Origin of the sequence: Nonomuraea sp. C10, assembly GCF_008017515.1 — a bacterium.
In the GTDB taxonomy this organism is placed as follows: Bacteria; Actinomycetota; Actinomycetes; order Streptosporangiales; family Streptosporangiaceae; genus Nonomuraea; species Nonomuraea ferruginea.
Window position 1 is genome coordinate 1,750,518 of sequence record NZ_VPFF01000001.1, and the last position, 12,210, is coordinate 1,762,727.

A 12,210-nucleotide genomic window follows, 5' to 3' on the forward strand; every position below is an offset into this window, starting at 1 on the left:
ATCCGCCCAGGATGGGCGGGCCATGATCTGACCTTACGGGGGAGGCGTACGATGCCGAAGAATGTGATCATCAGCGGGGGCACGGACGGGATGGGCCGCGCGACCGCGCTGGCCCGGCTGGCGCGGGGCGACCAGGTCACCGTGATCGGCAGCAGCGCCGCCAAGGGCCGCGCCCTGCTGGCCGAGGCGGACAGCGATCGCCTGCGGTTCCTGCGGGCGGACCTGTCTTCGATCGCCGAAGCGCGCCGGGCGATCGCGGAGATCGCCGGGCGGCACGGGACGGTGGACGCGCTGGCGCTGTTCGCCAACCGGGTGAACGCCCGCCGTCTGGAGACCGCCGACGGCCTGGAGTCCACGTTCGCCCTGTACTACCTGAGCCGTTACCTGCTGAGCCACGGCCTGCGCCCGCTGCTCGACGCCGCGCCCGATCCGGTCGTGGTGAACGTGGCCGGCGTCGGCGTCACGACGGGCCGGATCTTCTGGGACGACCCGCAGCTCACCCGCGGCTACGGTCAGGTACGCGCCCAGCTCCAGGCCGGCCGGGCCAACGACCTGCTCGGCGTCGCGTTCGCCCGGCACGCGGAAAGCCGCGCCAGGTACGTGCTCTATCACCCGGGGTTCACCCGCAGCGGCCTGGACGGGCACCCGAACCCGCTGGTCCGCGCCGGGCTCAAGACGCTCGGCCGGCTCTTCGCCCGGCCGGTGGCCGACGCCGTGGCCCCCGTCGTGGCGTGGATCGACGCCCCGCCGCCGGCCCCGCTCACCGCCGTCGACCGCGGAAAACCGGTCCCGCTGTCGCTGCGTACGCTGGATCCGGACGACGCCGACCGGCTGGCCGCGTACACCGGGGACCTGCTGAAGGCCGTCGCCGGCTCTCCCGGATGACCCGGTCGCCGATCGCGTCGCCCGCGGAAGATCATCACTTCGTGCCAGGTGGGGCGACGGAGGGTGAGCATGATGGAGTAGTCCGCATGGATGATCTGACGTTAGTGCTGCTAGTCGGCAGTTTGGCGGTTTTCGTGGGGGCGGTGGTCCAGGGGAGCGTGGGCTTCGGGATGGGCCTGGTGGCGGCTCCCGTGCTGACGCTGCTGGACCCTTCGCTGATGCCGGGCGCGATCCAGGTGACGAACATGACGTTGCCGCTGTTCACGCTGGCGGTGGAGTGGCGGCGCGTGGACTGGCGGGGGCTGGGGTTCGCGGTACTCGGCCGGTTGCCGGGCAGCGTCATCGGCGCCGCCATCGTGGTCTACATCTCGATCCACCACTTGGGCATCTTCGTGGGCGCCATGGTGCTCGTCGCGGTGATCCTCACGGCGCGGGCGGTGAGCCTGCCGCGGAACGGGTTCACGATCACCTCCGCGGGCTTCGTCTCCGGCATCACGGGCACCGCCACCGGCATCGGCGGGCCGCCCATCGCCCTCGTCTACCAGACCGCCAAGGGGCCGGAGATCCGGGCGACGCTGGCGATGTTCTTCTTCCTGAGCGCCGCCCAGTCTCTGGTCATCCTGGCCCTGGTCGGCCACCTGCCCGCCCGCGCGCTGGGCGCGGGCGCGGTGCTCGTCCTGCCGATGATCGCCGGCTTCCTCGTCTCGGGCCCGCTGCGCCGCTATCTCGACGGCGGCAAGGTCCGCATCGCCGTCCTCGTGGTGGCGGCGGTGTCGGCCGTCGTCCTGGTCGGCCAGAGCCTGGCGGGCGCGTGAGCCCGCCGGACGCGGGTCAGGAGGCCTTGCCGAGCCCCCGTACCAGGAGAGAGGCGGTCCTGGCGATGACGCCGTTGTCCACCTCGGCGTCGGCGGAGGGGCGCTGGATGTAGACGGCGATGATCACCGGGGCGCCCGACGGCGGCCAGGCGATCGCGATGTCACTGGCGGTCCCGTACACGCCGCCCGTGCCCGTCTTGTCGCCTGCCGTCCAGCCCTTGGGCAGACCGGCGAAGATGCGCTCCTTCCCGGTCTCGGTGGCCCGCATCCAGTCGGTCAGCCGCTTCCTGTCGGCCGCCACCAGGGCGTCCCCGACAGTGATCTTCTTCAGGTCGCGGGCCATCGACGCGGGCGTGATCGTGTCGCGCTTCTCGCCCGGCTTCCAGTCGTTCAGCTCGGTCTCCCATCGGTCGAGCCGTCCGGCCCGGTCGCCGAGCGAGCGGTAGTAGCGGGTCATGCCCGCCGGCCCGCCGATCTGCTTGAGCAGCACATTGGCGGCGGTGTTGTCGCTCTGGGTGATGGTGGCGTGGCACAGCCGATCCGGGGTCATCCCGTTTCTGATGTTCTCCGGAAGGCCGGATACGGGGGAGTGGTCGACGACGTCCTTCTTCGTCCAGCGGAGGACGCGCTTCATCAGGCCGGGGTCCTCGGTGCGGGCCTTGTCCAGGATCGCGCCGCACAGGACGGCCTTGAACGTGGAGTTGCTCGGGAACCGCTCGCCGGCCCGGTGGCCGAAGGTCTTGCCGGTGCCCGTGTCGATGGCGAAGGCGCCGATGCGTCCCTGGTAGGAGGCTTCGAGCCGGCGCAGCTCCGCGCGGACGCCGTCCTCACGGCCGGCCGGCGCGGCGACGGCGGCCTGCGGTCCCCAGGCGCCTCCGGCGAGCACCGCGGACAACGTCAGGAAGGAGAATGCGAGCTTGGCTCGGGTCCTCCGGAAATAGCGCGGCATGTCAAAGCCCCCTGATTCAGATCTCGATCTCGTACGAGAACGAGCAGACCAGAGGTTCCGGCAAACTGTCCAATAGTGATATCGGTACTCCATCGATATCGGGAACATCATGAGAGCAGGTAGGCGCGGCCCCGGACCGGCCTCATCCTGATCGACCGTCGTCGTCCCCCAGATCGGTGGATCTCCTTCGCCATCGCCCGACCGGGAACCGCTGACCGGCTCGGTACGTATGACGACGCTGGGGAGAACAGGAGCATGGAGATCCGCATTCTCGGACCCGTCGAGGTCCGCAGGGACGGGGCGACGGTGCCGCTCGGCGGTGCGAAGCACCGTGCGCTGCTCGCGCTCCTGACGCTCAACGCCAACCGCGTCGTACCCCTCGACCGGCTGATCGCGGCGCTGTGGGGCGACGCCGTGCCGGCGACGGTCGCCAACCAGGTCCAGCAGGCGGTGTCCAAGCTGCGCCGGGTGCTGGGCGGGGACGCCACCGGAGCGTCCCCGCTCGTGCGTCGCTCGGCGGGTTACGTCCTGTGGCTGGACGAGGCGGCGAGCGATGTCGCGGCCTTCGAGCGCCTCGCCGAGCGTGGCCGCGCCGCGCTCGTCGAGGGCAGGCCGTCGGACGCCGCTCGTGACCTCGGCGCCGCGCTCGATCTGTGGCGAGGTCCGGCGTGCGGCGACACGACCGGCCCGCTGGTCATCCTCGAGCGGCCACGGCTTGAGGAGCGACGACTGGCCGTCCTGCACGACAGGATCGACGCCGATCTCGCGCTCGGCCGCCACGCCGAGCTGGCCGGCGAGCTGACGGCGCTGGTGGCCGGACATCCGCTGCGCGAGTCGTTACGCGAACGGCTCATGCTCGCGCTGTACAGGTCTGGCCGCCAGGCCGAGGCTCTGGAGGAGTACCAGCGGCTGTACCGCCTCCTCGACGAGGAGCTGGGGGTCCAGCCATGCCCGAGCGTGCGACGGCTGCACCGGCGGATGCTCGCCGGCGCACCCGATCTGGACGTCCCGCCGGCTTCGAGCCCACCGGCGCCACCGGATCCGTCCGGCGGGCACGGGCTCAGGGAGACGCCGGTCGTCCCGCGCCAGCTTCCGGCGGGCACCGGTGACTTCGTCGGCCGGGACGAGCAGGTCAAGCTGCTCGACGGCCTGCTCCCCGACGACGAGAGCCCCGCCCCGCGGGCCGTGGTGATCTCGGCCGTGTCCGGTACGGCCGGCATCGGCAAGACCGCGCTGGCGGTGCACTGGGCGCACCGGGTCGCCGGCCGTTTTCCCGACGGTCAGCTGTACGTGAACCTGAGGGGCTTCGACCCGGCCGGTCACGCGCTGACGCCGGCCGAATCGCTGCGCCGATGTCTCGACGCCCTCGGGGTATCACCGCGGCGGATCCCCGCCGACGTCGACGCCCAGGCAGGGCTCTACCGCAGCCTGCTGTCCGGCAAACGCGTGCTCGTCCTGCTGGACAATGCCCGGGACGAGGAACAGGTACGGCCCCTGCTCCCGGCCTCACCGGGTTGCCTCGCCTTGATCACCAGCCGCGACCGTCTTGCCGGCCTCGTCGCGACCGAGGCCGCCCGGCCGGTCAGTCTCGGCCTGCTCACCGGTGCCGAGGCGCGCGAGCTGCTCGCGCGCCGGCTCGGCCACGATCGGGTCGCCGCCGAGCCGCAGGCCGTCGACACCATCGTCTCCCGCTGCGCGCGGCTCCCTCTCGCGCTGGCGGTGATGGCCGCCCGCGCCGCCGTCCAGCCCGGCTTCCCCTTGCGGGCGCTGGCCGGGCAGCTGTGCGACGCCGCGGCCGCCCTCGACGCCTTCGCGGGCACCGATCCCGCCACCGACCTCAGAGCGGTCTTCTCGCTCTCCTACACCAGGCTCCCGGCGGGCGCGGCCCGGCTCTTCCGGCTTCTGGCACTGCACCCGGGCCCGGACGTCTCCGTCGCCGCGGCCGCCGGGCTCGCCGGCGTGCCGGTCGCCGAGGTCCGGCCCCTGCTGAACACCCTCACCGCCGCCCAGCTGCTCGTCGAGCACCGTCCGGGCCGCTTCAGCTTCCACGACCTGCTCCGCGCCTACGCCGGCGAACTCGTCCGGGACCAGGAGACGGGCGCCGGATCGCGTGAGGCGCTGCGCCGGGTGCTCGACCACTACGCGCACACGGGCCATCGGGCGGCGCTGCTGATCAACCCGGCGCGCAGCGCGATCGAGTTCGGCGATCCCGCCCACGGGGTCACGGTTGACGAGCTCACCGACGACCGGCAGGCGCGGACCTGGTTCTCGGACGAGCGTCCCGCTCTGCTCGCGGCCGTCGGGCGGGCGGCGGCAGAGCGGTTCGACACCACGGCGTGGCGGATCGCCTGGACTCTTGAGAACCACCTTGACTGGCAGGCTCAGTGGGACGACCTCGCCGGGACGCAGCGCGTCGCTCTCGCCGCGGCGGAGCGACTGGGCGATGTCCTCCAGCAGGTTCTGTCGCACCTGGCCCTGGGGTGCGCGCTCTGCAGCCTCGGCCGGTACGACGACGCCCGGACCCATGCGGGGCGGGCCATGGAACTCGCGGCGGAGCGCGCGGACGAGCGGGGGCAGGCGGAGGCGCACCACACGCTCGCCTGGATCCACGGGCAGCGCGGCGAGTTCGGCGAGGCCGTCCGTCACACGCGACTCGCCCTCGACCTGTACCGCGCCGCTGACGTGCTGTTCGGGCAGGCCGAGGCGCTCGACGGGCTGGGCCGGCTGTACGCCGAGCTCGGCGAAGGCGACCGGGCCGTGCGATGCTGCCGGCAGGCGCTCGCCCTGTTCGAGCGGATCGGCGACCCCCGGGCGCAGGGCGGGGCCTGGGACAGTCTCGGGTACGCCCACTACCGTCTCGGCCGCCACGACGAGGCCGTCACCTGTTACCGCCGGGCCCTCGCTCTCCTGCGGACGGGGCTGGACCCCGTGACGGAGGCGGAGACGCTCGTTCACCTCGGTGACGCGTACGCGGCCCTGTGCGGTGACGAGCCGGCGCGACAGGCCTGGCGCGACGCGCTGGCCATCCTGGACGAGCTCGGCCACCCCGGCGCCGGACGAGTCCGCGCGAAGCTCCAGACCGGCGACTGAGCCGCGCTCCCCGGCACCCGCCGGGCACGAGCGTACAAAGCCCGCGCATAAGCGTCGCGATAACCCCCGCGTCGCACACTGGTCCAGCCGGAGACCTCCGGGCGGATCACTGGACGAAATCGGGAGGACGAAGTCAGATGACCTGGTCGCGACGGATCCGTTCAACCGCGGGAGCCGCGCTCGGCGCCCTCACTCTCGTGCTCTTCACGGCGACCCCGTCCAGTGCGGAGGAGCATCGCCACTTCAACCTGGTCGCGCACAACGGGGTGGACTACGCGGGGAACTTCGCCGGGCCGGAGCCTCACCTTTCCGCGTGGCTCATCTTCCACTCCCAGAGGGAGGTGTTCCTCAGAGGACATGTTCACGACACGCAGGTCGACGGCTGGTGCGCGATGGTGTCGGTAACCGTCAACGACGGGTTCCCCGGTGCCGGCACCTTCCGCAGGGAGACCTGCGGTTACCTGACGAAGAAGTTCGTCGACGAGACCATCAACAAGACCCGCCTCTACACCATCAAAGTCGCGGTGGGCCTGCGTTATCCGCCCACCGGCCAGATCAGGTGGGGCGAGAGCGTGAAGTACCAGAACCCGTACTGGTGAGCGTTTCTCCAGCGCTGATCGCCGGGAGTGCCTCGACGGGCGCTCCCGGCGCTCTTCCTGCGCATGCGTAGGCCCGCCGGGTCCGGGCAGGCGCTCCCGCATGAAGTCACGAGTTCTGACGAGTTCCGACGGCGTGAGCGTGCACGCGATCATCATGGACAAGGGCGACGAGGCCATGGCCGAGCTGCAGCGCTGGGCGGAGGAGCACGAGGTCACGGCGGCCTCGCTCACCGCGATCGGCGCGTTCAGCGGAGCCACGCTCGGCTATTTCGACCCGGAGCGCGGCGGCTACCTCCGCATCCCCGTCAGGGAGCAGGTCGAGGTCCTGAGCCTGACCGGGGACATCGCGGTCGCCGACGGGCGCCCGCAGATCCACGCGCACGCGGTCGTCGGCCTGCGCGACGGCGCCACCCGGGGCGGCCACCTCCTGGAGGCCACGGTCTGGCCCACGCTGGAGGTCATCGTGCGGGAGTCGCCGGTCTGGCTGCGCAAGCGCCACGACCCCGAGACCGGCCTGTGCCTGATCGACCTGCCGTCGTCCGGCTGATCCCGGCTCAGCCGGAACGCAGCTGCGAGATCTTGTCCTTGAACAGGGTGGAGGCGATGGACGCCCTGCGGGGCTGGCCGCGCAGGAACGCCTCCGCGAACTTCTTGGCCTGCTCGTAGGAGACCTTGCCCGGCATCGGCGGCTCGTCGGGATCCACGTCGACGTCCACCAGGGCCGGTCCGTCGTGCGCGAGGGCCGCGCGGACGGTATCGTCCAGTTCGCCCGGATCGGTCACCTTCCTGCCGTACCCGCCGCAGGAGCGCGCCCAGGCCGAGAAGTCGGCGACCGGCTCGGCGAAACGGACACCGTGCTCGGGATAGCCGAGCACCATCTGCTCCCACAGGATCTGGCCGAGCGCGTTGTTGTTGTTGATGACCACCTTGATCGGCAGCCGGTGCCGGACCGCCGTCATGAACTCGGCCATCAGCATCGCGAAGCCGCCGTCGCCGACGAACGCGATCACCTGCCGGCCGGGGAACGCGTGCTGCATCGCGATCGCGTACGGCAGCCCCGGAGCCATCGTGGCCAGGTTGCCCGAGAGGTAGAAGCCGCGGTCGCCGCGGATGGTCCAGTGCCTGGCGGCCCAGGTGGCGATGGTGCCGGAGTCGCAGGTGAGGATCGCGTCGCCGGTCGCGGCCCGGTCGACGCAACTGATCAGGTACTGCGGCGCGATCGGTGAGCGCCGCGGCGACTCCAGCGCCCGCATGTCGGCGCGCCAGGCGTTCATCAGCTCGGTGTACCTGGCCAGGTGAGCGCGGTCGCCGGCGTGCTTGAGCAGCGGCAGCAGGGCGCGCAGGCCCTCCTTCGCGTCGCCGATCATCGGCACCTCGGTGGGCAGCCGCACGCCCGCCCTGACCGGGTCCGCCTCCAGCTGGACCACCCGTGCCGCCCCCGGCTCCGGCAGGTGCCTGGTGTAGGGGAAGTTGGTGCCGATCATGAACAGGGTGTCGCAGTCCTCGACGAGCTCCTCGCCGGGACGGGTGCCGAGCAGGCCGATCCCGCCCACCGCGTACGGCGAGTCGTCGGGGATGACGGCCTTGCCGGGCAGCGTCTTGATCACCGGTGCGCCGAGGGTCTCGGCCACGGCCAGCACCTCGGCGCGGGCGTGCAGGGCTCCGGCCCCGGCCAGGATCGCCGGGCGTTCGGCCCGGTTGAGCACGTCGGCGGCGGCCTGCAGGTCCTCGGCGCGGGGCACGCCGGGCGGGCTCAGGTAGACGGGGGCGGTGGCCGGCGGCCGCGCGGGCGCGACCTGCGGGTAGGGGTCGGCGCCCGCCTCGGCGATCTGCACGTCGTTCGGCAGGGTCAGGTGCGCGACCCCGCGCCGGGCGTAGGCGGTCCTGATCGCGATGTCCACGACGCCGGGCAGCTGGGCCGGGTTGTCGACGACGAGGTTGTACTCGGCGACGTCGGCGAACAGGTGCTGCAGGTGGACCTCCTGCTGGTAGCCGGTGCCCAGCACGCTCGTCTCCTGCATCCCGGTGATCGCCAGGACCGGCTGGTGGTCCAGCTTGGCGTCGTACAGGCCGTTGAGCAGGTGGATGCCGCCGGGGCCGCTGGTGGCCAGGCAGACGCCGATCCGGCCGGTGGCCTTGGCGTGCCCGGCGGCCATGAACGCGGCCGCCTCCTCGTGGTGGACGAGCACGAACCGGACCCGGTCGGAGTGGCGCCGCAGGCCCTCCATGATGCCGTTGATGCCGTCGCCCGGTATCCCGAAGACCGTGTCGACGCCCCATTCGGCCAGGCGTTCGATGAGCAGTTCGGATGCGATCGTAGCCATACCTGCCGCAGTGCCCCAGGGGGTCCACCCAAACATCGGGCAGGCGGGAAAGAAATCTCCGGATCGGCAGATATGGCGGCAGGACGGAGGTGGTCCCCGCCTCGGGCTGGACCGACGCCGAGCCCGTGCCCCCACGGCCGGGTGACGAGCTGGGCCGAGGTGTCGATCCGGCGTCCCTGGCGTTTCTGGATTGTTACCGGAAACAACAAACTCCCCCTCCGAGAGGTCTTCCAAAGCAGGCTGTACCGGAATACGTTGCCGCAAACAACATTCATCCGGGCCCCTCCGGAAGAAAGGACCCTGCACCCATGCGCAAGGGGATCCTCAGTCTGACCGCCGCGGCGGCCGCACTAACTCTCGGTCTCACCGCCTGCGGGGGCGACGGCGGTCAGACCTCCACGACGACCTCGGCAGAGGCTTCGGCGGAGGCTTCACAGCCGGCCGCAGGCAAGATCGGCGTCATCCTGCCCGACAGCAAGTCGTCCGCACGCTGGGAGACGGCCGACCGGAAGTACCTGCAGGAGGCCTTCGAGGCCGCCGGCGTCGAGTACGACATCCAGAACGCGCAGAACGACAAGACCGCGTTCCAGACCATCGCCGACCAGATGATCACGAACGGCGCCACCGTCCTGATGATCGTCAACCTGGACAGCGGCACCGGCAAGACCGTGATCGACAAGGCCAGGTCGCAGGGCGTGGCCACCATCGACTACGACCGCCTGACGCTGGGCGGCAACGCCGCCTACTACGTCAGCTTCGACAACGAGAAGGTGGGCCAGCTCCAGGGCGAGGGTCTGTCGAAGTGCCTGGCCGACAAGGGCGCGGAGAAGCCCATCGTGGCCTACCTGAACGGCTCGCCGACCGACAACAACGCGACGCTGTTCAAGCAGGGCTACGACGGCGTGCTCAAGCCGAAGTTCGACTCCGGCGAGTACGTCAAGGGTCCCGAGCAGTCCGTGCCCGACTGGGACAACACGCAGGCCGGCACCCTCTTCGAGCAGATGCTCACCAGCGAGCCGAAGATCGCCGGCGTGCTCTCCGCCAACGACGGCCTCGGCAACGCGGCCATCACCGTGCTGAAGAAGAACAAGCTCAACGGCAAGGTGCCGGTCACCGGCCAGGACGCCACCGTGCAGGGCCTGCAGAACATCCTCGCGGGCGACCAGTGCATGACCGTCTACAAGGCCGTCAAGAAGGAGGCCGACGCCGCCGCCAAGCTCGCGGTCGCGCTGGCCAAGGGCGAGAAGCCGGCCGCGAGCGGCAGCGTCAAGGACCCGGAGACGGGCCAGGACGTCCCCGCCGAGCTGCTGGACCCGCAGGCCATCTACGCCGAGAACGTCAAGGACGTGGTGGCCGACGGTTACGTGACCAAGGAAGAGCTGTGCACCGGCGACTTCGCCGACAAGTGCACCGAGGCGGGAATCCAGTAACAACCAGGCACCTCGTAGAACCGGTAGAAGGCACGGCTCGCGCTCAGGGGCGCGGGCCGTGCCCCTCGTGAGGGAGCCCCATGACCCCCCTGCTCGAAGTCCGCGGGATCGACAAAAGCTTCGGTCCCGTGCAAGTCCTGCACGACGTGGCGTTCTCGGCCAACGCCGGAGAGGTGACCGCACTGGTCGGCGACAACGGCGCCGGCAAGTCGACGCTGGTCAAGTGCATCGGCGGCATCTACCCGATCGACTCGGGCGAGATCCTGTTCGACGGCAAGCCGGTGCACGTGCACGGCCCGCGCGACGCGGCGGCGCTCGGCATCGAGATCGTCTACCAGGACCTGGCGCTCTGCGACAACCTCGACATCGTCCAGAACATGTTCCTCGGCCGCGAACGCCGCCGCGGCATCATGCTGGACGAGGCCGCGATGGAGGAACAGGCCCAGGAGACGCTCACCGGCCTGTCGGTCCGCACGGTCAAGTCGATCAGGCAGCAGGTCTCCAGCCTGTCCGGCGGCCAGCGTCAGACCGTCGCCATCGCCAAGGCCGTGCTGTGGAACAGCAAGGTCGTCATCCTCGACGAGCCCACCGCCGCGCTGGGCGTCGCCCAGACCGCGCAGGTGCTCGAACTGGTGCGGAGACTGGCCGACAAGGGCCTGGCCGTCGTGCTCATCTCGCACAACATGAACGACGTGTTCGCGGTGTCCGACAGGATCGCGGCCCTCTACCTCGGCAGGATGGCCGCCCAGGTCCGCACCGCCGACGTGACTCACGCGCAGGTCGTCGAACTGATCACATCCGGCCGCAGCGGAGACCTGGGGATCACGCAATGAACAAGGTCAAAGAACTGCCCGGCGACGCGATCGCCGCCGCGAAGACGTCGCCGTCGATCGGCCTCAGCGTCCGCGCCTACGCCGAGCGGGTGCGCGGCGGGGACATGGGCGCGCTGCCCGCGGTGCTCGGGCTGATCGTGCTCTGCACGGTGTTCGCCGTCGCCCGGCCGGCCTTCCTCACGGCGATCAACTTCGCCAACCTGTTCACCCAGGGCGCCGCGATCACGGTCATCGCGATGGGCCTGGTGTTCGTGCTGCTCGTCGGCGAGATCGACCTGTCGGCCGGGTTCGCCAGCGGCGTCTGCGCGGCGGTGCTCGCGGTGACGCTCACCAGCCTGGGCCTGCCCTGGTACGTCTGCGTGCTGGCCGCGATCGTCACCGGCGTGGTCATCGGCGTCATGCTCGGCGGCCTGGTCGCCAAGGTGGGCATCCCGTCGTTCGTGGTCACGCTGGCCGCGTTCCTCGCCTTCCAGGGCCTGGTGCTGGTGCTGGTCAGGGAAGGCACGAACATCTCGATCAGGGACGACGTGATCGTCGCGATCGCCACCAGGAACCTGCCGCCGTGGCTCGGCTGGGCCCTGTTCGCGGTCTGCGTGGCGGTCTACGCGGGCATCCAGCTCCTCCGGGCCAGGAAGCGCGCCGCGCGCGGCCTGGTGGCCGATCCGATGTCGCTGATCGCCGCCCGGGTGGGGGCGCTCGTGGTCATCGGCGGCCTCGCGGTGTACGTGCTCAACCTGGAACGCAGCCGCAACCCGCTGCTCACCTCGCTGACCGGTGTGCCGATCGTGGTGCCGATCATCCTGGCGCTGCTGGTGCTGTGGACGTTCGTGCTGCACCGTACCGCGTTCGGCCGGCACATCTACGCGGTCGGCGGGAACCCGGAGGCGGCCCGCAGGGCCGGCATCCCGGTGGACCGGATCAAGGTCGCCGCGTTCGTCATCTGCTCCTCGATGGCCGCGGTCGGCGGCATCATCGCCGCCTCGCGGGCCAGCTCCGTCGACCCGAACACCGGCGGCAGCTCGGTGCTGCTCTACGCGGTGGGCGCCGCCGTCATCGGCGGGACCAGCCTGTTCGGCGGCAAGGGCAGGGTGCTCGACGCCATACTCGGCGGCGCCGTGGTGGCGGTCATCGAGAACGGGATGGGCCTGATGGGGTACGGAGCGAGTGTGAAGTATCTGGTCACCGGATCGGTGCTGCTGCTCGCCGCGGGCGTGGACGCCATCGCGCGCAAACGGGCCTCCGCCGCTGGTCTAAGGTGATCAGCGACTTCCACCCGTTGAAGGAA

At 70.9% G+C, this 12,210-nt stretch carries 10 protein-coding genes; 8 read left to right on the plus strand and 2 right to left on the minus strand.

From position 1 onward, the window contains the following. Window positions 1–51 precede the first annotated feature (51 nt). Together FR742_RS07905 and FR742_RS07910 are read left to right on the plus strand one after the other, a co-directional pair. Window positions 52–885: an SDR family NAD(P)-dependent oxidoreductase gene (locus tag FR742_RS07905; protein WP_148030332.1), complete on the plus strand. Its 834-nt coding sequence runs from the start codon at window positions 52–54 to the stop codon at window positions 883–885. Between the two features lie 122 nt (window positions 886–1,007). Next, a complete protein-coding gene (locus FR742_RS07910) occupies window positions 1,008–1,700 on the plus strand; it encodes a sulfite exporter TauE/SafE family protein (RefSeq protein WP_308248761.1) in 693 nt (230 codons plus the stop codon). A gap of 16 nt (window positions 1,701–1,716) precedes the next feature. Here FR742_RS07910 and bla read toward each other — a convergent pair whose 3' ends face one another. Continuing rightward, window positions 1,717–2,649 carry a class A beta-lactamase gene (bla, locus tag FR742_RS07915; protein ID WP_148030334.1) on the minus strand — a complete coding sequence of 311 codons (933 nt, stop codon included), beginning with the start codon at window positions 2,647–2,649 and terminating at the stop codon, window positions 1,717–1,719. A gap of 255 nt (window positions 2,650–2,904) precedes the next feature. On the opposite strand from bla, the gene FR742_RS07920 reads away from it, so the two are divergent. From FR742_RS07920 to FR742_RS07930, 3 genes are all read left to right on the plus strand, one after another. After that, on the plus strand, window positions 2,905–5,739 hold the full coding sequence (locus FR742_RS07920; protein WP_148030335.1) for a BTAD domain-containing putative transcriptional regulator: 2,835 nt from the start codon (window positions 2,905–2,907) through the stop codon (window positions 5,737–5,739). A gap of 137 nt (window positions 5,740–5,876) precedes the next feature. Further along, complete coding sequence (locus FR742_RS07925) at window positions 5,877–6,338, plus strand: hypothetical protein (protein ID WP_148030336.1); 462 nt, start codon at window positions 5,877–5,879, stop codon at window positions 6,336–6,338. Between the two features lie 100 nt (window positions 6,339–6,438). Further along, window positions 6,439–6,885 carry a PPC domain-containing DNA-binding protein gene (locus FR742_RS07930; protein WP_148030337.1) on the plus strand — a complete coding sequence of 149 codons (447 nt, stop codon included), beginning with the start codon at window positions 6,439–6,441 and terminating at the stop codon, window positions 6,883–6,885. A 7-nt stretch (window positions 6,886–6,892) separates the two neighbouring features. On the opposite strand, the gene FR742_RS07935 is transcribed toward FR742_RS07930, so the two are convergent. Continuing rightward, window positions 6,893–8,662, minus strand: coding sequence for a thiamine pyrophosphate-dependent enzyme (locus FR742_RS07935; protein ID WP_148030338.1), 1,770 nt, complete (start codon window positions 8,660–8,662; stop codon window positions 6,893–6,895). Window positions 8,663–8,970: 308 nt separating this feature from the next. Here FR742_RS07935 and FR742_RS07940 point away from each other — a divergent pair, with 308 nt between their 5' ends. The 3 genes from FR742_RS07940 (at window position 8,971) to FR742_RS07950 (ending at window position 12,184) form a co-directional block, all read left to right on the plus strand. Then, a complete protein-coding gene (locus FR742_RS07940; RefSeq protein WP_148030339.1) occupies window positions 8,971–10,092 on the plus strand; it encodes a sugar ABC transporter substrate-binding protein in 1,122 nt (373 codons plus the stop codon). An 80-nt stretch (window positions 10,093–10,172) separates the two neighbouring features. After that, window positions 10,173–10,925 carry an ATP-binding cassette domain-containing protein gene (locus FR742_RS07945; RefSeq protein WP_148030340.1) on the plus strand — a complete coding sequence of 251 codons (753 nt, stop codon included), beginning with the start codon at window positions 10,173–10,175 and terminating at the stop codon, window positions 10,923–10,925. Next, window positions 10,922–12,184 (plus strand): sugar ABC transporter permease, encoded by a 1,263-nt coding sequence (locus tag FR742_RS07950; protein ID WP_148030341.1) that lies wholly within the window; start codon window positions 10,922–10,924, stop codon window positions 12,182–12,184. The genes FR742_RS07945 and FR742_RS07950 overlap by 4 nt, the downstream gene beginning before the upstream one ends. The last annotated feature ends 26 nt before the right edge of the window (window positions 12,185–12,210 follow it).

Coding starts and splice junctions, on each gene's coding strand:
- FR742_RS07950 (WP_148030341.1), top strand. CDS start 10,922: ATGAACAAGGTCAAAGAACTGCCCGGCGACGCGATCGCCGCCGCGAAG.
- FR742_RS07940 (WP_148030339.1), top strand. CDS start 8,971: ATGCGCAAGGGGATCCTCAGTCTGACCGCCGCGGCGGCCGCACTAACT.
- FR742_RS07930 (WP_148030337.1), top strand. CDS start 6,439: ATGAAGTCACGAGTTCTGACGAGTTCCGACGGCGTGAGCGTGCACGCG.
- FR742_RS07905 (WP_148030332.1), top strand. CDS start 52: ATGCCGAAGAATGTGATCATCAGCGGGGGCACGGACGGGATGGGCCGC.
- FR742_RS07935 (WP_148030338.1), bottom strand. CDS start 8,662: ATGGCTACGATCGCATCCGAACTGCTCATCGAACGCCTGGCCGAATGG.
- FR742_RS07920 (WP_148030335.1), top strand. CDS start 2,905: ATGGAGATCCGCATTCTCGGACCCGTCGAGGTCCGCAGGGACGGGGCG.
- bla (WP_148030334.1), bottom strand. CDS start 2,649: ATGCCGCGCTATTTCCGGAGGACCCGAGCCAAGCTCGCATTCTCCTTC.
- FR742_RS07945 (WP_148030340.1), top strand. CDS start 10,173: ATGACCCCCCTGCTCGAAGTCCGCGGGATCGACAAAAGCTTCGGTCCC.
- FR742_RS07925 (WP_148030336.1), top strand. CDS start 5,877: ATGACCTGGTCGCGACGGATCCGTTCAACCGCGGGAGCCGCGCTCGGC.